This is a genomic window from Pseudoalteromonas sp. CR1 (assembly GCF_019392235.1).
Lineage (GTDB): Bacteria > Pseudomonadota > Gammaproteobacteria > Enterobacterales > Alteromonadaceae > Pseudoalteromonas.
The window spans coordinates 65,844-87,389 of the sequence record NZ_JAHXRM010000008.1; the positions used below are offsets into that span (position 1 = coordinate 65,844).

The following is a 21,546-nucleotide window of genomic DNA, read 5'->3' on the forward strand; positions in this document are numbered from 1 at the left end:
TTAGTCTCCTTAGTAGCTGCCATGAGTGTTAGTTTCAATTTCATCTACCGTTACTCTGCGCCACATTTTTACGTAACACCATGTTGTGTAAGTTAAAATTAATGGTACAAAAATGGCCACGGCTACAAGCATAATGTTAAGTGTTTTATGGCTCGAAACGGCGTCCCAAATTGTTAAGCTAATATTAGGGTTGTTAATTGATGGCATAATAAACGGGAATAATGAAACGCCCGCAGTCATAATGACACCCACTAGCATAAGTGCTGTTGAAATAAGCCCTAACGCTGGTTTATTGAGCTTAGAAAAAATTAGCGCGCTCAGCGCCATTGCAAACGCCAAAATAGGAAAGGTCATTGTCCATGAGCGTTCTGCATAATTATTTAGCCAAGCCCCTTTTGCTGTTGTAACCACTTTAGCTAGCGGATCAGCATGGCCTTGAGTATCGCCCATAGACACAATTTGGTAGCCATTCAAATTAGCAACCCATGCCCCCGCAGCTGCAAATAAAATAATAAATGCAATTAATGCATAACGTCCATACTGGCCAGAACGCTGTGCAACTGCATCAGCCGTTCTAAGTTGTAACCACATACCAGCATGGGCAATTAACATAGCCACACTAATTAAACCTGCAAGCAGTGCGAATGGGTTTAACAAGCCAAAAAATGAACCTTGGTAACTCACACGTAACAGGTTATCGATATTAAATGGGACACCTAAAAATAAATTACCAAATGCCACACCAAACACGAGTGCTGGAATAGCGCTACCTGCAAACAGGCCCCAATCCCAGTTATTACGCCAGCGTTTAGAGTCAATTTTAGAACGATAATCAAACCCAAGCGGTCTAAAAAAGAGGGCAAATAGTACAAGCATCATTGCAAAGTAAAAGCCCGAAAAAGCGGCGGCATACACCATAGGCCAAGCGGCAAATAACGCGCCACCGGCGGTAATAAACCATACTTGGTTACCATCCCAGTGCGCACCAATTGTGTTAATGACAGTACGTCGTTCTAAATCTGTTTTACCTACTAGACGAAGGAGCATAGCAACCCCCATATCCATACCGTCGGTAATTGCAAAGCCGATTAAAAGCACCCCAATGATCAACCACCACAACATTTTTAATGTTTCATAATCAAAAATCATGATTATTCTCCTTTTGCTTGTGTGTTGTTTGGCAGCTCAAAATGGTATTTACCAGTGTGTAATGAGCTAGGGCCTTTTTTAATAAAGTGAATCATTAACCAGCCTTCAACAATGGCAAGGCCTGTATAGAAAATAATGAAACCTGTTAAGCTAATTAAAATATCGTTTACCGTCAGTGATGACGTTGCTAAAAAAGTCGGTAGTATTTCAGAAATAGCCCAAGGTTGGCGGCCATATTCTGCAACAATCCAGCCAAATTCAATCGCAATCCATGGCAATGGAATACTTAATACAGTGGCCCAAAGCAGCCAGCGTTTTTGTTCAATTATACGGTGTGCGTTGTAATAGAATGCTAATACAAACACCGCAAGCATAGCCACGCCACAGGCAACCATGATCCTAAACGACCAAAACATAGGGCCTACTTTTGGAAACGAATCTTTTACTGCTTTTTGAATTTGCTCATCTGTTGCATCAACAACATCTGATGTATATCGCTTAAGCAATAAGCCATAGCCTAAATCGTCTTTTACTGCGTCAAATTTAGCAATGTTTTCAGGAGTATCTTCGCCATTTCTGAGTTTAGTGAGGTAGCCATAAGCAATCATACCGTTACGAATACGTACTTCATGTTTTTTCTCTAGATCAGAGATACCCATTACTTTTTCGTCAAGTGAGCGCGTAGCAATAATGCCCAATGCATAGGGTATTTTTACGGCTGCATGCGTTACTTGCTCTTCTGAGTCGGGAAAACCAAATGCAGTGAATGCAGCGGGCGCTTCTTCTGTATGCCACTCAGCTTCAATTGTCGCTAATTTTACTTTTTGAATTTCACCGACTTCGTAGCCTGATTCATCACCGAGTAAAATAACACATAAAATTGAGGCTAAGCCAAACCCCGATGCCACCGAAAATGACCGTTTAGCAAACGCTAAATCGCGGCCTTTGAGTATGTACCAGCTGCTTATGCCCAAAACAAACATAGATGCGGCAACATAGCCCGCCGACACGGTATGAATAAACTTAACCTGCGCTACGGGGTTAAATACCAGTTCTGCAAAACTGGTCATTTCCATACGCATTGTCTGGTAGTTAAACTCAACCCCTACTGGATTTTGCATCCAACCATTCGCAATTAATATCCATAAAGCCGATAAGTTTGTGCCTAGCGCCATTAAAAAGGTAGCACCTAAATGTTGACGTTTGGAAAGCCTATCCCACCCTAAGAAGAACATTCCCACAAAGGTTGATTCTAAAAAGAATGCCATTAACCCTTCAATAGCCAGAGGAGCACCAAATACATCGCCCACATAATGGGAGTAATAAGACCAGTTAGTGCCAAATTCAAATTCCATCGTGAGGCCTGTGGCAACACCAATGGCAAAGTTAATGCCAAATAACTTACCCCAAAACTTAGTCATATCACGATAAATTTCGCGACCAGTCATAACGTAAACTGATTCCATAATAACTAAGATCCAAGTCATACCTATTGTTAACGGTACAAATATGAAGTGAAAGAGTGCAGTAATGGCAAACTGCAGTCGCGATAGATCCACAAAGGTTTCATCTATCATTTTATGCTCCTTGAATGTGACGGATTAACTGGACAATGAGGTATTGGCAGAGTTAATTATTAAATGAACTTTCAGTAATTACTGAAAGTTTTTAATATTATTCACATTTGTTCAATACTTGTCAATATATATTAGTAAAACTTAATATATTATTTGTATGCTACATCAGTATTAAAAATAAACAACAATAGAGATTATATTTATAGATAAAAAACGAGTTGTTTAAAGCGTTTAATCACATACCAAAACGCGGTAAACTAAACTTATGACGCCCGATTTAAATATGAACCAAAAAGCAAATGACTAAAGAAAAAAAACAACTACGAATAGGTATAGTGGCAGGTGAGCTGTCGGGCGATATTTTAGGCGAAGGCCTGATAAAAGCATTAAAAATACATTTTCCAGGCGCCACCTTTGAAGGGATTGCAGGGCCAAAAATGCAGGCGCAAGGCTGTAAAACGCTTTACGATATGGATGAGCTATCTGTAATGGGGTTGGTTGAAGTGCTGGGGCGTTTGCCTCGATTACTTAAAATACGTAAGCAATTGGTTCAACATTTTGTAGATAATCCACCCGATGTATTTATTGGAATAGACGCCCCTGATTTTAACCTACGCGTTGAAAAAACGTTAAAAGATACAGGTATTAAAACCGTTCAATACGTGAGTCCGTCTGTTTGGGCATGGCGCGAAAAACGCATACATACAATAAGCGCTGCTACTAACTTAGTGCTTGCATTATTACCGTTTGAAAAAGAATTTTACGATAAGCACCAAGTACCGTGTACGTTTGTAGGACACACATTAGCTGACGATATAGCGCTTGAGCACAACGACAGCCAAGCACGTGCAGAACTAGGGTTAAGTCTTGATGACAAAGTACTTGCGTTACTACCAGGTAGCCGAGGCTCTGAAGTAGGCTTACTAAGCGAAACCTATATAAAGACAGCTGCGCAGTTACAAGCGCAAAACCCCAACCTTAAAATTGTAGTGCCGCTGGTAAACGAAAAGCGCAAAGCGCAGTTTACTGATATTTTAAATGCCACAGCACCTAGCCTTAATATTAGTTTGTTAGATGGGCAATCAAAATTAGCGATGCAAGCGGCAGATGCCATATTACTTGCATCAGGCACCGCCACGCTTGAAGGCATGCTCTATAAAAAGCCCATGGTAGTGGGTTATAAAATAAAGCCAATGAGTTATTGGATTTTTAAAACTTTATTCACCTTTAATATTAAGTATTTTTCACTGCCTAACTTATTGGCCGATGAAGAGTTAGTACCTGAATTTTTACAAAGCGAATGTAACGTAGCCAATTTAACAGGCGCACTTACACCTATGCTAGAGACAGATAACAAACAATTAAAAGCACGGTTTTTAGCAATTCATGAAAAAATTAGATTAAACGCCAGCAAACAAGCAGCGCAAGCTGTCGCGGAGTTAATACATGCAAATTGAACGACCTAATGTAACCTTAATTGCCGGTGTAGATGAAGTAGGGCGCGGTCCGCTTGTAGGTGATGTTGTTACCGCTGCGGTAATACTCGACCCAACTAAACCTATTGCAGGTTTAGCCGACTCTAAAAAGTTAACAGATAAAAAACGCCAAGCATTGGCTTTAGAAATAAAAGAAAAAGCACTGTGCTTTGCCTATGGGCGTTGCAGCCCAATAGAAATTGACGAGTTAAATATTTTACACGCCACCATGCTTGCTATGAGCCGCGCAGTTGAAGGGTTAAGCACACAGCCTGAATTTGTATTTATAGATGGTAATCGTTTACCGAAATTAACAATGCCGGCACAAGCGGTTGTTAAAGGCGATAGTCTAGTGGCTGAAATATCAGCAGCGTCTATTTTAGCTAAAGTAGCGCGTGATGATGAAATGATTGAACTCGATGCACGCTACCCACAATATGGGTTTGCAGGGCATAAAGGTTACCCAACTAAAGCGCACTTTGCAGCGCTTGAGCAATACGGCGCAATTGACGAGCACCGGAAAAGCTTTAAACCTGTGCAGCGCGTATTAATGTTAGTTAAGGGGGAGGCATAAACCATGGCTGCACCAGAGTTTGTACATTTAAGGGTTCACTCAGACTTTTCGATGGTTGATGGCTTAGCCAAAACCAAGCCAATAGTCGCTAAAGCGCAAGAGCTTGAAATGCCTGCGCTTGCTATTACCGATCAAATGAACTTTTGTGGTTTAGTGCGCTTTTATGGCGCCACGCACAATGCGGGTATAAAGCCGATTGTTGGCGCTGATTTTTGGCTGCGCAGCCCTGAATTCCCCGGTGAACCATGCCGTATTACAATTTTAGCTAAAGACAATGTAGGTTATAAAAATATAACGCTATTAATTTCTGAAGCGTATCAGCGAGGTCATGTTTTTCATCGCCCAGTCATCGACAGAGAATGGTTAGCTAACCACAAAGAAGGGTTAATTATCCTATCTGGCGCGAAAGATGGTGATTTAGGTAAGGCGCTTTTAAAAAATAACCCTGGTGTTATTGAATCGGTTATTAGCTTTTACAAGCAGCACTTTAGCGATCATTACTATTTAGAATTGGTTCGCACAAATCGTCCACTTGAGGAAGACTACTTACACATGGCGGTAGAGCTTGCCGCTAAAGAGCAGTTACCCGTTGTAGCAACCAACGAAGTGGTATTTTTAAAGCCAGAAAATTTTGAAGCGCATGAGATTCGAGTTGCTATTTTTGATGGTTACACCCTTGATGATAAGCGCCGCCCAAAACGTTTCTCAGAAGAGCAGTACCTAAAAACGCCTGAGCAAATGGCTGAGCTATTTAGCGATATACCCGAAGCACTGCAAAATACTGTAGAAATAGCCAAACGCTGTAATGTGACTGTAAAGTTAGGCGAATACTTTTTGCCAGATTACCCAACAGGCTCTCTTAATATAGATGAGTTTTTGGTTAAAGTTTCAGAAGACGGCCTTGAAGAACGTCTCCAGTTTTTATTCCCAGACGAAGAAGACCGTAAAGTAAAACGCGTTGAATACGATGAGCGTTTAGCAATAGAGCTTGGCGTAATTAACCAAATGGGTTTTCCGGGTTACTTCTTAATCGTAATGGAGTTTATTCAGTGGAGTAAGGATAACAATATTCCGGTAGGTCCTGGGCGTGGTTCGGGTGCGGGTTCATTAGTAGCATATGCGCTTAAAATTACAGACCTCGATCCGCTTGAATTTGACTTACTCTTTGAGCGATTCCTTAACCCTGAACGTGTATCAATGCCCGATTTCGACGTCGATTTTTGTATGGATAGGCGCGATGAAGTAATTGATCACGTATCGGCATTGTATGGCCGTGATGCGGTATCACAAATTATCACCTTTGGTACCATGGCGGCAAAAGCGGTAATACGCGATGTAGGCCGTGTACTTGGCCACCCTTATGGCTTTGTTGATCGTATTTCTAAGCTGATCCCAGGCGATCCAGGGATGACCCTTGCCAAAGCTTTTGAAGTAGAGCCGCGCTTGCAAGAAGCCTACGACGGCGACTCTGAAGTAAAAGACTTAATAGACATGTGTCGCATCCTAGAAGGGTGTACGCGTAATGCCGGTAAGCATGCCGGTGGTGTTGTAATATCGCCGACGACCATTACCGATTTTGCTGCACTTTATTGTGACGATGAAGGTAAGTTTCCGGTTACCCAGTTTGATAAAAACGACGTAGAAACCGCAGGCCTTGTTAAGTTCGATTTCTTGGGCTTACGTACCTTGACCATTTTGCAGTGGGCTGTGGATATGACCAACGTGCGCATGCAGCGCGAAGGCAAAGATCCTGTTGATATCAACACCATTCCACTGGATGATAAAAAAAGCATAGAGCTATTACTACGCGCCGAAACAACGGCAGTGTTTCAGCTAGAATCGCGTGGTATGAAAGACCTAGTACGCCGCCTTAAGCCCGATTGTTTTGAGGATATGATTGCACTCGTGGCCTTGTTTCGCCCAGGGCCACTGCAATCAGGCATGGTAGATAACTTTATTGACCGAAAACTCGGCCGAGAAGAAATCTCATACCCAGATGCGCAATACCAACACGAAAGCTTAAAACCAATACTTGATCCGACGTACGGCATTATTTTGTATCAAGAACAAGTAATGCAAATAGCGCAGGTGCTCGCAGGTTATACGTTGGGTGGCGCCGATATGTTACGCCGTGCAATGGGTAAGAAAAAACCCGAAGAAATGGCAAAGCAGCGTTCAACGTTTGAAGATGGCGCGCGTAATAATGGTATTGACGGCGAACTCGCCATTAAAATCTTCGACTTGGTAGAGAAGTTCGCAGGTTATGGTTTTAATAAATCTCACTCAGCGGCCTATGCATTGGTGTCGTACCAAACACTGTGGATGAAAACGCACCATCCGGCAGAGTTTATGGCTGCAGTAATGTCGGCTGATATGGATAACACCGATAAAATAGTTATTTTGGTGGATGAATGTGAAAACATGAAACTCACCTTATTACCGCCCGATGTAAACGCGGGTGAGTTTAAGTTTACGGTAAATCTGCAAGGTGAAATTGTTTACGGTATCGGCGCTATTAAAGGCGTGGGCGAAGCGCCAGTAGACGCAATTTTAGAAGCGCGCGCAAAAGGCGGGCCGTTTAAGGATTTATTTGATTTTTGTGCTCGCGTTGACTTAAAACGCTTAAATAAACGGGTTACTGAAAAATTAATTTATGCCGGTGCACTTGATCAATTAGGGCCAGATAAAACCCAAGCAGGGCGTGCAACGTTACTGGCAAGTTTAAAAGATGCCATGCGCGCAGCCGATCAGCACAACAAGGCAGAGCAACTAGGGCAAAGCGATTTATTTGGTTTATTAGCCACCGAGCCTGATGAAGTTGAGCAAGCCTTTATTAAGGCGACGGGGCTGACCGACAATGAATGGTTAGAGGGTGAAAAAGACACGTTAGGCCTTTATTTAACAGGGCATCCGATAAATCAGTACCGAAAAGAACTTAGGTATTACACCAGCGGAAAGCTGGTGGATTTACAACCAACTAATCGTGATGTACTCTCAACCGCTGCTGGTTTGGTTATTTCTGCTCGCACCTTAATTAATAAAAAAGGGAACCGCTGGGGCTTAATAACTTTAGATGACAAGAGCGCCCGTATTGATGTACGCTTGTTCCCAGAACAGTTTGAAATGTACCAAGAAATGCTGCAAGTTAATAATATCTTGGTAATATCTGGACAGGTCAGCTTTGATAACTTCTCTGGTGGCATTACAATGACCGCCAGAGAAATAAACACCATTGCTCAAGCGCGTGAAAAACGCATTAAAGCGATTAAAATGACGCTGAACATGGTGCAAATCGAGGCAGGTTTCTTCGATAAATTACAAAAAGTACTCGAACCTTATAAAATGGGAACGTGTCCGATCAAGGTTTATTACCAACGCCCCGATGCGTTGGCGCAATTAACCCTAGGGATCGAATGGTGTGTCACGCCGAGCGACGACTTAATTCATAAGTTATCACTTATGGCGGCACAAAATGTAGAACTAGAATTTAACTGATTAGGTAGTTTAGAGCATGAGCCTCAATTATCTTGATTTTGAGCTTCCAATTGCAGAATTAGAAGCAAAAATTGAAGAATTACAAAGCATAAGCCGCGCTGGCGAGTTAGACCTTGAGTTAGAAGAGGAAGTCAGCAAATTAAAAGAAAAAAGTGCTAAACAAAAAGAGGAAATATTCTCAAATTTAGGCGCTTGGCAAGTATCACAGTTAGCACGTCATCCGTTGCGTCCTTACACTCGAGACTATATCGAGCGCATTTTTACGGAATTTGACGAGTTTGCAGGCGATCGTACATTTGCTAATGATCCGGCTATTTTAGGCGGTGTTGCACGTTTAGATGGCGAACCAGTGATGGTTATTGGCCAACAAAAAGGGCGTGACACAGCTGAAAAAATTAAACGCAACTTTGGTATGCCAAAACCAGAAGGCTACCGTAAAGCACTACGCTTAATGGAAATGGCTGAGCGTTTTAAAATGCCAATAATGACCTTTATTGACACACCAGGTGCCTACCCAGGTGTGGGCGCTGAAGAGCGTGGACAGTCTGAAGCAATCGCTCGTAACCTTAAAGTAATGGCCGCGCTTAAAGTGCCCACTATTTGTACGGTTATAGGTGAAGGCGGTTCAGGTGGTGCATTAGCCATTGGTGTTGGCGACAGAGTTAACATGTTGCAATACAGCACGTACTCGGTGATTTCGCCAGAAGGCTGTGCATCCATTTTATGGAAAAGCGCAGATAAAGCGCCACTTGCAGCAGAAGCCATGGGTGTAACGGCAGAGCGCGTTAAAGAGTTAGACTTAATCAATAACTTAGTTGATGAGCCTTTAGGTGGCGCGCACCGCAATTACGATGCAATGGCGCGTAACTTAAAAACGCGTTTAAAGCGTGATTTAGCAGACTTACAAGCGCTTTCGCTTGAAGACATGCTTGATCAACGTTACAAGCGTTTAATGTCGTTTGGTTACTGCTAACAGTAATTACTGATATTAAATGTTAAAAAAAGCCGCCTATGCGGCTTTTTTGTTTTAAAATACATTAAATTATAATTTTATAGCGTGTTGTATGCAGTCATCAGCCATTTACCAGCAATTAAAGAAAACATTAAGTAGCTATATTAAACAACCTAATAGCGCATTTACTGTTGCGCTTTCAGGTGGGGTAGATTCGGTTGTGTTGCTGCATTTAATGAGTAAGCTAAAAAGTGAAGTTGATACGATTACGCTCAGTGCTGTGTATGTTAATCATGGGTTGAGTAAACATGCTCATGATTGGCAACAGTTTTGTAAACGCTTATGTATAGACCTTGGCGTGTCATTTCAGGCAGTGAGTGTCAATATAGAGGTTCAATCACGAACAAGCTTAGAAGCTCAAGCACGTGATGCTCGCTATAAAGCGCTCGACGAGCAAAGCCCAAAAAACAGTATTATATTGCTAGGGCAACACTTAAACGACCAAATAGAAACTTTTTTACTGCGTTTAAAACGAGGTTCTGGTTTAAAAGGTCTCGGCGCTATGCATCAAAAGCGCGTATTAAAAAGTGGCAGAGTGTGTTTTAGGCCACTTTTAGATGTGAAACGAAGTGAAATTGAAAGCTTTGCTGCACAATATGGTATTGATCATATTACAGATGACTCCAATACTGATGAGCGCTTCGATCGTAACTTTTTGCGCGCCAGTGTTGTACCCGTACTTGCAGAGCGGTTTGATGGTTTTGAGCTGTGTGCAGCTCGCAGTATTGAGTTACTTCAGCAACAACAAGCTCTACTTGATGAATATATTTTCACTGATTTAAATCAAAGCTTAAATGCGCAACAAGCGTTATGTATTAACAACATAAAGTCATACAGTGAGCCGCGTTTAGCGAATGTGGTAAGAGCGTGGCTTGGTTTGTTTACTGAAGTAATGCCATCTCAAAAGCAGTTGTCACAAATTATCAACCAGGCAATAAATGCTCAGGCCGACGCACAAATTCAAATTGACTTAGTTGATGGACAAGTTAGACGCCATCAAGGGAGTTTGTATTTTGTAATTCAAAATAACATTGTGAATGATGATAAGTTAATCACTCATGAACTCACCCTCAATGATGGCCGCATATTAACAAAGCAAAGCGGTGCAGGAATAAGAGCGCCGTATGCTAATGAGCAGGTTTCAGTAAGGTTTAATTGCAATAGCGCTCGTATAACACCACTAAAAAAGCCAGGAAGCAACACCGTTAAGCACTGGTTTAAAGATGCAAAAATAGCGCCTTGGCTTCGAAGTCATGTGCCGCTTATTTTCTACAACGACGAATTAGTCCAAGTGGTTGGCTATTTTATAAGTGAAAAACATTATGATGAAAATGGTATTTATTGGGAGTGTAAATAAATGAGTAAACAGCCACATGTTGGGTTATCGCTGGTTAATAAAGCCCCATTAGGCATGCTATTTACAGCCCTAATAGCGTTAGTTGCTAATGTATTACTCGATTTGAACATTGTTACTTTAGCCTATGCTATTTCGGGTGGTGCTGTATCAGCGGTTATTTTAATGGCTTACTGGTTAGGTAAAGGCGGCATGTTTTTTATACTAGGGGTGAGTTTACCATTAGTTTTAGTGTTATTTACGCCTCTTGGCACCGCCACTGCCTTAATTAATTTAGTGAGTGGTTACTTTTTTGGTTTTTGTGTAGCGCTTACTATTTATAAGTTTTTACCCGCAAAGCCTATTAAGCAATAGGGTCGCGGTTTGCATAAAAAAGGCCCCGCGGGGGAAGCGAGGCCTTTATTAATTAAATCGTTAAGTTAATATGCTTTAGCGCAATTTCTACCAGACGCTTTAGCTTTGTACAATCCTTTATCTGCTCGTGAGAATAATTCTATATCGCAGTCTTTACTTGTCGCTAATGTGTAACCAATACTTACCGTTACGCTGTATTTAGACATTAAACTTGAGTGTTTTACAAATTGCATAATGCGTTCAGAAATCACTTTGTTAGTTGTAAACTCAGGGTCTTCAATTAATATTGCAAATTCATCACCACCAAATCTAAATACAGTATCTGTCGCACGTATACTTGAATTTAATACTGTGGCAAATTCTTTAAGTGTATCGTCACCAACTTTATGACCAAACTGATCATTGACCTGCTTAAAGTTATCAAGGTCTAATAACATTAAACTGAAAGGGCGTTGATAACGACGACAGTTTTCTAGTTTTTGAGATAAAATGTCATTAAATTGACTACGGTTATTTAGACCCGTTAGAGAGTCTTTTGTTGCCAATTTAAGAACGCGGCTATACATCATCGCATTACGTAGCGGGTAAACCAGCGCTGAGTGAAGCGCCCGTAGCTTGCTTTCAATTGCTTTGCCTAAAGGGTATTTACTAAAGTAAATAAGTTGCCCTAAATGCTCTCTTCCAATTGCTAAATCAAAAATATAGGGTGTACTGTTTGTATCACTTTCAGACGTTTGTGCGGTACCAAGCGTTGATTGAAACTGCAACCCCGTAAAGTTTAAAAGCTTTTTTGTAAACTTTGCATATATGGCTAATACATCTTCAATAACTAAGCTAGTTTGTAGCTCAGCGACTAACTCGTGTGTTGCCGTTGTTTCGTGATTTGGTGTGTGCTCAGCCGAAAACGGCAAAAAATCGCCGCGACCAGAGACACGTTGCGTCAAAATATGGACATTTTCCATTAAATTCTCCCCCGAGGGTGTTGCTTTGCCATTATTAAGCGATTTCTATGCCATATTTTAAAACTAGCTTAAAAACAATTGCTTGCTATATTTAAACTACATCCCTTAGTTTAATTGACGCCGGAGGCCAAATTTGCAAAGTATTAATGCTCAGTTTTTTGGCTTGCTTGTGGCTGCCGTAATTTTTGTGTGGTTTTTTAAGCGTATCGGTTTGCCGCCAATTTTGGCGTACCTGGCAACAGGTGTTTTAGCAGGCAGCCATGGCGTTGGTTGGTTGGAACATACGCACGAAATAGACTTTGTTGCAGAGCTAGGCATTGTATTTTTGCTTTTTAGTTTAGGGCTTGAGTTTTCAATTTCCCGATTAATGGCAATGCGCAATATTGTATTTGGATTAGGGTCACTGCAAGTGATTGTAACCAGTTTAGTGCTCATTATAATTTTGTATTGTTTAAACTTTAGCTTGCTTACCAGCTTTACTATTGGCTCTATTATGGCGCTGTCTTCAACGGCAGTCGTTGTTAAATTACTAAAAGAAAGTGGAGAACTTAATCAGCGCAGAGGGCAATTAGCAATAGGTATATTGTTGTTTCAAGATATTGCGGTCGTACCTCTACTTATTATTCTTCCCTTATTTGCCGCAAGCGATTCACAAACAATTGGATGGGCGTTGGCTTTTTCTTTAACTAAAGGGGCTTTTGTTTGCGTACTGCTTTGGGCTATTGGTAAGTGGGTACTGCCTAAAGTATTTAACGAAATAGCTTTAGTACGAACCGATGAGCTATTTGTATTGACTACGCTACTCGTTGCTTTATTTGCAGGGCTACTCACTTATATGTTTGGTTTATCAATGGCGTTAGGTGCATTCCTGGCCGGTATGATGCTAGGGGAAAGTCATTACAGACATCAGCTTGAAGCAGATATACGACCATTTCGCGATATTTTAATGGGGCTATTTTTTGTAACCGTAGGTATGCAGCTCGATTTACTTTATGTATTAAGTAATGGCGTTATTATCGTTGCTGCCTTATTAGGGTTGTTGGTTTTAAAAATAGCCGTGGTTGCTATTAGTGCACAACTAATGGGTGAGCGAAAGCATGACTCATTAGCGTGTGGGATTATGCTGTGGCAAATGGGGGAGTTTGGTTTTGTGTTAATTGCTTTAGGGAGACAGCACCAACTATTAACAAGCGAACACATTTCATTTTTAATTGCGCTTGGCGTGTTATCAATGGCGTTAACCCCATTTTTAATTGAAAAAACACCCACCATTTTAAGGCGTTTGGGGTTATTAAATAGCCCAAGCGTAGCATGGGATAGCGAGCCACAAGTAAGTATGCTTTACACAAATCATGTAGTCATTTGTGGTTTTTCGAGGGTAGGGCAAACAATAGCGCGTTTTTTAAAACCAGAGGCAATTGAATATGTTGCTGTAGAAAGTAACCCCATACTTGTGCAAGAAGGAAAGGCAGCGGGTGAGCCTGTAATATTTGGCCACGTTAAACAAAAAGATATTTTAAAGTGTGCCGGTGTAGAGCGTGCACGCTTGGTGATTATTACATTTACTGAATTTGACCAAACACAAATAGTGATAGACGCAATAAAGCAAATCGCACCCGAGGTGAAAATACTGATACGTACACGAGACGACAGTCAACTTGAAAAGCTTCGTGAGCTTGGTGTAACGGAAGTAGTACCAGAATCACTTGAAGCAAGTTTAATGATAGTCTCGCATGTTTTATCTATGTCGGGTGTCCCCATGAGCCGAATTATTAGGCGTGTTAGCGATGAGCGAAGAAATCGCTATCAGTTTCTACAACGTTTTTTTACGGGCGAGCATATAAACAATGATGAGGGGAATTCAGATAAGTTAGAATATTTACATGTGGTTGCTCTTCCCGATAAAGCACATGCGGTTAATAAAAGCATACACGAGCTTAATTTAGTAAAGCGCAGGGTGTCTATAAAAGCATTGCGACGCCAAGACCGAGAAATAGACGCCCCTTCAGATCAAATTGTCCTGCTAGCAAACGATATACTCGTTTTACAAGGTAAACCACGACGGGTAGAACGGGTAGAGCACTTTTTATTAGATGGCATTGAATAAGTTAATCAAGCCCTAAAAACGCCCTTATTTCGGGGAGCTTAGCTATACCGTCTTGATACCCTATTTCCATTAAATGTTGGGTGTAGCGTTTCTCAAATAATAAGTAACTAGTTAAACTTGATTGAGAGTGCTTTTTAACACCAATAATTCGCAACAATACTTTTATCGCCCATGGCATATCGTTGTAATATTGCGCCGCAATGACATTAAAATTTTGTGAGGGATTAATAATAAAGCTATCTATTTGTTTTAGCTCTTGGTGTTTATCTCGTGCAGGTAAAAGCCCCAAAGTGCGGTTTATTCTGCCTAAACGTTCTAAATCTGACTGCATGGTGTCGGTAAATACACTATCAAGCAAGTGCCCTGCAACAGCCGAAAGCCCAGGGTAATGCGCAGAATACCCCGGTGGATGCGGCTCTTTAGGTTCATCGACACCAATAATAAATATTTTTTCGGCGCCTAGATGTATTGATGGGCTGAGCGGTGACAATTGATGAATAGAGCCGTCACCAAAGTAATGATTATGAATATTAACGCTTGGAAACACCATTGGAATAGCACTTGATGCCATTAAATGATCAACATTGATGCGTGTAGAGCGTCCTTCACGCTTAGCTCTTTGCCAAGGTGTTTGGGTATTTGATTGAAAAAAAGCAACCGAGTCACCCGTTGTGTAACTTGAGGCGGTAATAGAAAGAGCCTCTAAATAGTTACGGTGTAAATTACGCTCTATGCGGTGAAGGTCTAAAATCTCGTTAAGTAAGCCACGCAAAGGACGATTATTCAGCAAGCTCGCAGGTGGGTGGTTAATATGTTCGGATTGAAAACTGGTTAAAATATTACGCGCAATGTGACCAAACACACTCAAAAAATCACTTTTGTAGACCATAGAGGTCGAAAAGTTTTTCCATACAGATTCTAATTTACGCACGGCTAAATGAGCGCAAGAGGCATAACACGCTAAGGCCGCAGAATTTATAGCTCCGGCAGATGTACCATTAATTATTCTAAAAGGAAGAGGTGCGGTACGTGGCATACTATGAGCTAATGCTTTTAAAACACCTACTTGATACGCAGCTCTAGCACCACCACCGGTAAGTAATAAGGCTGTTTTAGGCTTTTTTGGATCTATTTGCTTAATTTTCATATTGGTGGTTAAACTGTTCAACGTCTTTACTTTATTTATCAACTGTAATTCTTTAAGCTAGAAGAATCAAAGGATAACTGTTCTTGAAAAAGTGCTTGCTTTTTTATAGCGCAATTTAATGCGCAATTCAGGCCGAATAATCTAAGGTATTAATTTAATAAAAGCTCGAACAGAATGAATTTAATCCACTTAGTCTACTCTAAGTGATATCGCATTTTAATTTTTTATGGAGTTAGTATGTCAGACTCATCAGATGTTCAAAAACGCTCACCAAACAGTAATCTACTTCTTGCTATTATTACGCTAATTGTTGTTGCCTGTGTTGTTGCTTTCGTATTACTCAAACCAAGTGACGAGCCAGAGTCGAGAACAGAGGTAACAAAGCCGATAAAAGAGCAGCCAATAATGGAACTTAAGCCATTAAATGAACCAGATATAATTGAACCAGATATAATTGAGCCAGAAGAGCCAACAGTCATTGAGCAACCCGCAGAGCTCGAAGTGCCAGCGCAGCGAATAGTTGAACCAGAACCAGAAGTAGCTACGCTACCTGCCTTAAATGATAGTGATACTGTGGTTGTTGCTAAAATTGACGAGTACTTGAGTGACTCTGTTATGAGCCTATTGGTCACTGATGATGTTATTCGCCGAGGTGTTGTTTTTATTGATAACTTAGCCCAAGGTAAAGTTGCTAAAAAACATAACCCTGTTATCAAACCCCAAGAAAGCTTTAGTGTCAGCGAAGGGGACATTTTAACCATTGATCCGAATAGTTATGAGCGTTATACACCTTATGTAAAAGTATTTACGAGTATGAGTGCAGCGCAAGTGGTCCGATTGTATGAAGAGTACAAGCCACTTATTAATGATGCATACACAGAAATTGGTTACGGCGATGATGAGTTTAAACAAACATTGAACGACGCAATTGATTTACTGCTTGATACACCAGAACCAGAAGGCGCCTTACCACTTCTTCGTGACTCAGTGACTTATCAGTATGCGTTTTCTGAATGGGAGCAACTACCCGCAGCTCAAAAGCAGTTATTACGTATGGGTCCAGAAAACATGAAAAAAGTGAAAGGCGCATTACGTAATATAAAAGCGCAATTAGAGAGCAATTAACAGCCACAAATTAAATTTTAATACGGCGATTGTATATGAAGTATGCAATCGCACTTTCTTTTTTGATTATCCCTTGAATAACACAGTAAAAGTAGAGATAATCCCTCCCGCGCCAACCAAGGCCCTCAATGGTAGTCTTATTGGTCCTCTCGCAACACTAGCAGGCGAACCTGGTCAGGCCCGGAAGGGAGCAGCCACAGTTTGTGACGTGTGTGCCGAGATGTGGCTGGTAAGACTGCCACCCAAATTCCTCATTTGGTGTTGTTTGAAGTATAAGTTGACATATTTGTACTAAAAGATGGCATAAATTGGAAGTATAAGGTGGCATAGTCTAGTATTTAACCAAATGGTTAGATGGTTGACTCACATGTACAGAAGAAAACTCAAACACTCCCGTGTTAAAAACCTCCATAAATTTGCTAGTCAAAAAAATAAATCTACCTGTTTAGTCGAATCCTCTTTAGAGTTTGATGCGTGTTTCCATTTTGAATTTTCACCATCAATAGCCGCATTTGAGGCACAACCAATCGGTTACGAATATGAGTTTGATAACCGTATTTGCCGTTACACACCTGACTTTTTACTTACCCACACAGACGGCACGCAAAAATTTATAGAAGTAAAACCACAAAGCAAAATTGCCGACGAAGACTTTCGTGCACGTTTTATTGAAAAGCAAGCCATAGCTAAGCAAGATGGACGTGATTTAATACTGGTTACTGATAAGCAAATCCGTGTATACCCAACACTCAATAACTTAAAGCTTTTACATCGCTACTCTGGTTTTCAGTCCTTAACAGAGTTGCAAGCATCGGTGATAGAACTTGTTAAGCAATACGGCTCTATTAAAGTGGGCCAGTTAGTTAGCTTTTTAAAAGTAACTGCCGGTGAGCTCCTTGCTACGGTGCTACGCTTATTATCGTTAGGGAAGTTATTTGCCGACTTAACTTCAAGTGAAATATCAATAGAAACAGCAATTTGGTCTAACAATGTTTAATGATGAATTTAACCAGCCATTACCAAAAGTAGAGACCAAACTACCTCAAAATTACGCCAAAGATTTACAAGCCCTTCCTGAAAAAATTAAAACAACAACATTTGCTAAGCTTAAATATATTCAATGGCTTGAGGCTAATATTCATGGCGGTTGGACACAAAAAAACCTTGAGCCTTTATTAAAAGTAATGCCCGAAGTTGAGGGAGAAAAAAAGCCCAGCTGGAGAACAGCTGCACGATGGTATAGCGCTTATACCAATGCAGATAAAAATATCATGGCGCTAATACCAAGCCACCAAAAAAAGGGTAACAGGGAGCGCGATACAGCCACCGATAAGTTTTTTGAAAAAGCACTTGAGCGTTACTTAGTAAAAGAAAAACCATCAGTGGCTTCTGCTTATAAGTATTATGCAGATTTAGTTATTATTGAAAACGACAGTGTTGTGGGCAGTGTTTTAAAGCCTTTAACATACAAAGCGTTTAAAAACAGAATAGATAACTTACCGCAATACGAAGTAATGATTGCTCGTTATGGTAAGCGCCTTGCTGATATTGCTTTTAATAAAGTGCAAGGGCACACACGGCCTACCCGAGTACTCGAAAAAGTTGAAATTGACCATACGCCACTTGATCTTATCTTATTAGATGATGAGCTGCATATTCCACTTGGTCGGCCAACACTCACCATGTTAGTAGATGTGTATAGCCATTGCATTGTTGGCTATTACTTTAGCTTCAGTGAGCCTAGCTATGATGCAGTGAGGCGAGCAATGCTAAATGCCATGAAACCTAAAAATGAAGTGGCAAAACTATACCCCGATACGATTAATGAGTGGAAGTGTGCTGGCAAAATTGAAACACTCGTTGTTGATAATGGCGCTGAATTTTGGAGTAACAGCCTTGAACTTGCTTGTGAAGAAATAGGCATTAATACTCAGTATAACCCTGTTGCAAAGCCTTGGTTAAAACCCTTTGTAGAACGCATGTTCGGTACAATTAACACTGAATTATTAGACCCTATTCCAGGTAAAACCTTTTCCAACATTTTACAAAAGCATGAATACAATCCCAAAAAAGATGCAATCATGCGATTTACAACTTTTATGCAGTTATTTCATAAATGGGTAGTAGACGTTTACCATCAAGATGCTGACAGCCGCTTTAAGTACATACCTAGCCAACTATGGGAGCAAGGCTTTAGTACGTTACCACCAACAATGCTAAGTGATACTGATCTTCAACAACTAGATGTTGTACTCAGTATTTCAAACCATAGGGTGCTTCGTAAAGGTGGGATACGGCTAGAAAACCTTAGCTACGACAGTACTGAACTAGCCAACTATAGAAAACAGTTCAGCCACAAAGTATCTCAAGAAGTTTTAATTAAATTAAACCCCGATGATATTTCTTATATATATGTTTACCTCGATAAGCTAGAGCATTACATAAAAGTGCCATGCATAGACCCAAACGGTTACACCCAAAATTTAAGTTTGAATCAGCATAAAATAAATATACGTATTCATCGCGATTTTATTTCGGGCTCTATCGATAATGTAGGCTTAGCAAAAGCGCGTATGTTTATTCATAATAAAATTCAAAATGAGTTTGAAGAGTTAAAAAATGCGCCAAAAAACTCAAAAGTAAAAGGGGGGAAAGCGTTAGCTAAGCATCAAAATGTAAATAGTGACTCACAAAAATCAATAGCTCAGAGTGAGCCAGTAGAGCCCAAAAAGGTGACACCTAAAGAGCAGGCAGCTGATAGTTGGGATGACTTTATCTCAGATCTAGATGGATTTTAATTATGCTGACCGACAAACAAAAAGAAAAGCTTAATGAATTTCGCGATGTATTTATTGAATACCCAATAATAACCACTGTATTTAACGACTTCGACAGATTAAGACTTGGTAAAGGGTTAACAGGTGAAAAGCCTTGCATGCTGCTAAATGGCGATACAGGCACAGGTAAAACAGCACTGATCAAGCAATATAAAGAACGACATTTACCGCAATTCATTAATGGAGTGATGAATCACCCTGTATTAGTAAGCCGCATACCTAGCAATCCGACATTAGAATCTACTTTAGCGGAGCTTCTTAAAGACTTAGGGCAAGTAGGCAGCACAGAGCGTAAGCTACGAATAAACGGCACTCGCTTAACCACATCATTAATAAAATGTCTAAAAACGTGTGGCACAGAGCTTATAATTATTGATGAGTTTCAAGAGTTAATTGAGCATAACCAAGGTAAAAAACGCCGCGAGATTGCCAACCGATTAAAATACATTAACGATGAAGCGGGTGTATCAATTGTATTGGTAGGTATGCCGTGGGCAGAAAAAATAGCAGATGAACCACAGTGGTCATCGCGTTTATTAGTGAGGCGGCAGCTGCCTTATTTTAAGTTATCAGAAAACCCAAAGCATTTTGTACAACTAATAATTGGCCTAGCCAACCGTATGCCATTTACCGTAAAACCAAACTTAAGTGATCAAGCTACAGTATTTGCTTTGTTCTCATTATCAAAAGGTTGCTTTAGAACGCTCAAATACTTTTTAGATGATGCCGTACTTTATGCATTAATGGATAACGCGAAAACCCTCACGACCAAGCACTTAGTTAAAGCATTTGACGTACTCTTCCCTGATGTATCAAACTTATTTACCTTGCCCGTTGCAGAAATTACAGCAAGTGAAGTCGAGCGCTATTCACTTTATAAACCTGAAAGCGCCCAAGATGAAGATCCGTTTATAGCGACTAAGTTTACTGACAGAATGCCTATTAGTCAGTTGTTGAGGAAATAGGTTATACGGAATCATGAATCTAGATTACTATTATTCGAATATTTAAAAATTAAATTATTAGGGAAAATATGAATAACACATTTGAAAGTCGTGATGAGTTTCATCGTAAGCCTGTAGCAGAAAACATGATTAAACTTTTGAGTTCATCTTTGGATGTATCTCCTATGATGCTTGATGGCAGTTGGGGAACGGGGAAATCTGAATTTTGTCAAAAAACAATTAATTTATTCAAATTAAAGGATACTCACCATTTAATCTATGTAGACGCATTTAAAGCTGATCATGTAGGTGAACCACTTGTCACGCTTCTATCAGAGATAATTAAGTTACTGCCAGAAAAAGAGCAGCCAGGCTTTATTAAAAAAATTATACCAGCTACAAAGTTTGGACTTAAAACAGGAGGAAAAGCTTTTGTTGGACATATTCTTAGGCAAGATTTTGCTAGTGTCGCCGATGATTATGACAAAGATATCCAAAAAGCCGCAGATAAAGCCATTGATGCTACTGTTGAGTCAATTATAAAAGATCAGGTACAAGCTGAAAAAAATCTAACCTCCCTTAAAGATGCGATATCCAAAGTAGCAGAAGAAAAAGCTATAGTGTTTTTTGTTGATGAGCTAGATAGGTGTAAGCCTAGCTTTGCTGTAGATGTTCTAGAGCTTATTAAACACGTATTTGATATCGGCAATGTTCAATTTGTATTGGTTACTAACTCCCAACAATTGAGAGCATCAATAAATCATTGTTATGGTACTGATGTTAACTCTCAAAAGTATTTGGATAAGTTTTTAAAATTCACTATTAAACTCAGTAATAAAACTATACCAAATAGACTTGAACCAATTTTTGCTTCCATGACCTTATTTGAAAAGTTGGTTCGGGAAAATCAACATTTACCAAAAAACCTTTACTCACCTTCATTACCTAAAAAATTTATTGAGTCGATAATTATCAATCTAGAACTATCTTTACGAGAAGTCGAAACGCTTGTTAGATATCTGGAAGTGTTGCAAGTCTTAACCGAGGGAAAGGCATTTTTAGAAAACAATTATTTGGGGTATTTATTGTTAAATACACTAGCTGTTGTAATCTATTGTTTCAAGCCCGATTTAGCTAATGAAATAAGCAACTCTAAGTATGATGCTAAAGAGATTGCTAATATCTTAGGAATAAAGAAAGTTAACCCATATCCTGAAGGTCATAATAGACCTTCGGTTCATGAAGTTCTAATGGTCATTTTAGCTAAAGATTGTGATGTTAATGCCGCTGAATTTATTCCTAAAGAAGATCAAGATAGTTGGGACAAAATAATAAATGGTGGCTTTTTTAATTACGGTATAGACCCTGGCTACGCCATTCTAGAGCTTAAAAATACATTCGAAGTATTAGGGCTGCAACCTTCCGATACTTAAT

General features: G+C 40.1%; 16 protein-coding genes and 1 other RNA gene. 13 read left to right on the forward strand and 4 right to left on the reverse strand.

Annotated features, from left to right (window positions below; all coding sequences use genetic code 11):
• Positions 1 to 9: 9 nt before the first annotated feature.
• The gene (gene cydB / locus KZZ04_RS09100) at positions 10 to 1,149 is read right to left on the reverse strand and encodes a cytochrome d ubiquinol oxidase subunit II (RefSeq protein ID WP_257903593.1); all 1,140 of its coding nucleotides are present in this window, start codon (positions 1,147 to 1,149) and stop codon (positions 10 to 12) included.
• A gap of 2 nt (positions 1,150 to 1,151) precedes the next feature.
• Positions 1,152 to 2,726, reverse strand: a complete 1,575-nt coding sequence (locus KZZ04_RS09105; protein WP_219422512.1) for a cytochrome ubiquinol oxidase subunit I — start codon at positions 2,724 to 2,726, stop codon at positions 1,152 to 1,154.
• Between the two features lie 299 nt (positions 2,727 to 3,025).
• On the opposite strand from KZZ04_RS09105, the gene lpxB reads away from it, so the two are divergent.
• From lpxB to KZZ04_RS09135, 6 genes are all read left to right on the forward strand, one after another.
• Positions 3,026 to 4,183, forward strand: a complete 1,158-nt coding sequence (gene lpxB / locus KZZ04_RS09110) for a lipid-A-disaccharide synthase (RefSeq protein WP_219422513.1) — start codon at positions 3,026 to 3,028, stop codon at positions 4,181 to 4,183.
• Positions 4,173 to 4,775, forward strand: coding sequence for a ribonuclease HII (gene rnhB / locus KZZ04_RS09115; protein ID WP_219422514.1), 603 nt, complete (start codon positions 4,173 to 4,175; stop codon positions 4,773 to 4,775). The genes lpxB and rnhB overlap by 11 nt, the downstream gene beginning before the upstream one ends.
• 3 nt (positions 4,776 to 4,778) lie before the next feature.
• Positions 4,779 to 8,270 (forward strand): DNA polymerase III subunit alpha, encoded by a 3,492-nt coding sequence (dnaE, locus tag KZZ04_RS09120; protein WP_219422515.1) that lies wholly within the window; start codon positions 4,779 to 4,781, stop codon positions 8,268 to 8,270.
• Between the two features lie 16 nt (positions 8,271 to 8,286).
• Positions 8,287 to 9,243, forward strand: a complete 957-nt coding sequence (gene accA, locus KZZ04_RS09125; protein ID WP_006793614.1) for an acetyl-CoA carboxylase carboxyl transferase subunit alpha — start codon at positions 8,287 to 8,289, stop codon at positions 9,241 to 9,243.
• 91 nt (positions 9,244 to 9,334) lie between these two features.
• Complete coding sequence (gene tilS / locus KZZ04_RS09130; protein ID WP_219422516.1) at positions 9,335 to 10,639, forward strand: tRNA lysidine(34) synthetase TilS; 1,305 nt, start codon at positions 9,335 to 9,337, stop codon at positions 10,637 to 10,639.
• Positions 10,640 to 10,990 carry a hypothetical protein gene (locus tag KZZ04_RS09135; RefSeq protein ID WP_219422517.1) on the forward strand — a complete coding sequence of 117 codons (351 nt, stop codon included), beginning with the start codon at positions 10,640 to 10,642 and terminating at the stop codon, positions 10,988 to 10,990. It abuts the gene before it with no gap.
• Positions 10,991 to 11,055: 65 nt separating this feature from the next.
• Here the strand turns inward: KZZ04_RS09135 and KZZ04_RS09140 are convergent, their stop codons facing one another.
• A complete protein-coding gene (locus tag KZZ04_RS09140) occupies positions 11,056 to 11,952 on the reverse strand; it encodes a GGDEF domain-containing protein (protein ID WP_219422518.1) in 897 nt (298 codons plus the stop codon).
• Positions 11,953 to 12,085: 133 nt separating this feature from the next.
• Here KZZ04_RS09140 and KZZ04_RS09145 point away from each other — a divergent pair, with 133 nt between their 5' ends.
• Entirely contained in the window at positions 12,086 to 14,059 is a 1,974-nt protein-coding gene (locus tag KZZ04_RS09145) for a monovalent cation:proton antiporter-2 (CPA2) family protein (RefSeq protein WP_219422519.1), read from the forward strand.
• A gap of 1 nt (position 14,060) precedes the next feature.
• Here the strand turns inward: KZZ04_RS09145 and KZZ04_RS09150 are convergent, their stop codons facing one another.
• On the reverse strand, positions 14,061 to 15,206 hold the full coding sequence (locus KZZ04_RS09150; protein ID WP_219422567.1) for a patatin-like phospholipase family protein: 1,146 nt from the start codon (positions 15,204 to 15,206) through the stop codon (positions 14,061 to 14,063).
• 237 nt (positions 15,207 to 15,443) lie between these two features.
• Between KZZ04_RS09150 and KZZ04_RS09155 the strand changes: the two genes are divergently transcribed.
• The 6 genes from KZZ04_RS09155 (at position 15,444) to KZZ04_RS09180 (ending at position 21,545) form a co-directional block, all read left to right on the forward strand.
• Positions 15,444 to 16,331 (forward strand): DUF3014 domain-containing protein, encoded by an 888-nt coding sequence (locus KZZ04_RS09155; protein ID WP_219422520.1) that lies wholly within the window; start codon positions 15,444 to 15,446, stop codon positions 16,329 to 16,331.
• A 138-nt stretch (positions 16,332 to 16,469) separates the two neighbouring features.
• Positions 16,470 to 16,566: signal recognition particle sRNA small type (ffs, locus tag KZZ04_RS09160), an RNA gene on the forward strand.
• A 132-nt stretch (positions 16,567 to 16,698) separates the two neighbouring features.
• Positions 16,699 to 17,328, forward strand: a complete 630-nt coding sequence (locus tag KZZ04_RS09165) for a TnsA endonuclease N-terminal domain-containing protein (RefSeq protein WP_219422521.1) — start codon at positions 16,699 to 16,701, stop codon at positions 17,326 to 17,328.
• On the forward strand, positions 17,321 to 19,129 hold the full coding sequence (locus tag KZZ04_RS09170) for a Mu transposase C-terminal domain-containing protein (protein WP_219422522.1): 1,809 nt from the start codon (positions 17,321 to 17,323) through the stop codon (positions 19,127 to 19,129). The genes KZZ04_RS09165 and KZZ04_RS09170 overlap by 8 nt, the downstream gene beginning before the upstream one ends.
• 2 nt (positions 19,130 to 19,131) lie before the next feature.
• Positions 19,132 to 20,133 carry a TniB family NTP-binding protein gene (locus KZZ04_RS09175; RefSeq protein WP_219422523.1) on the forward strand — a complete coding sequence of 334 codons (1,002 nt, stop codon included), beginning with the start codon at positions 19,132 to 19,134 and terminating at the stop codon, positions 20,131 to 20,133.
• Between the two features lie 68 nt (positions 20,134 to 20,201).
• The gene (locus tag KZZ04_RS09180) at positions 20,202 to 21,545 is read left to right on the forward strand and encodes a P-loop NTPase fold protein (RefSeq protein ID WP_219422524.1); all 1,344 of its coding nucleotides are present in this window, start codon (positions 20,202 to 20,204) and stop codon (positions 21,543 to 21,545) included.
• The last annotated feature ends 1 nt before the right edge of the window (position 21,546 follow it).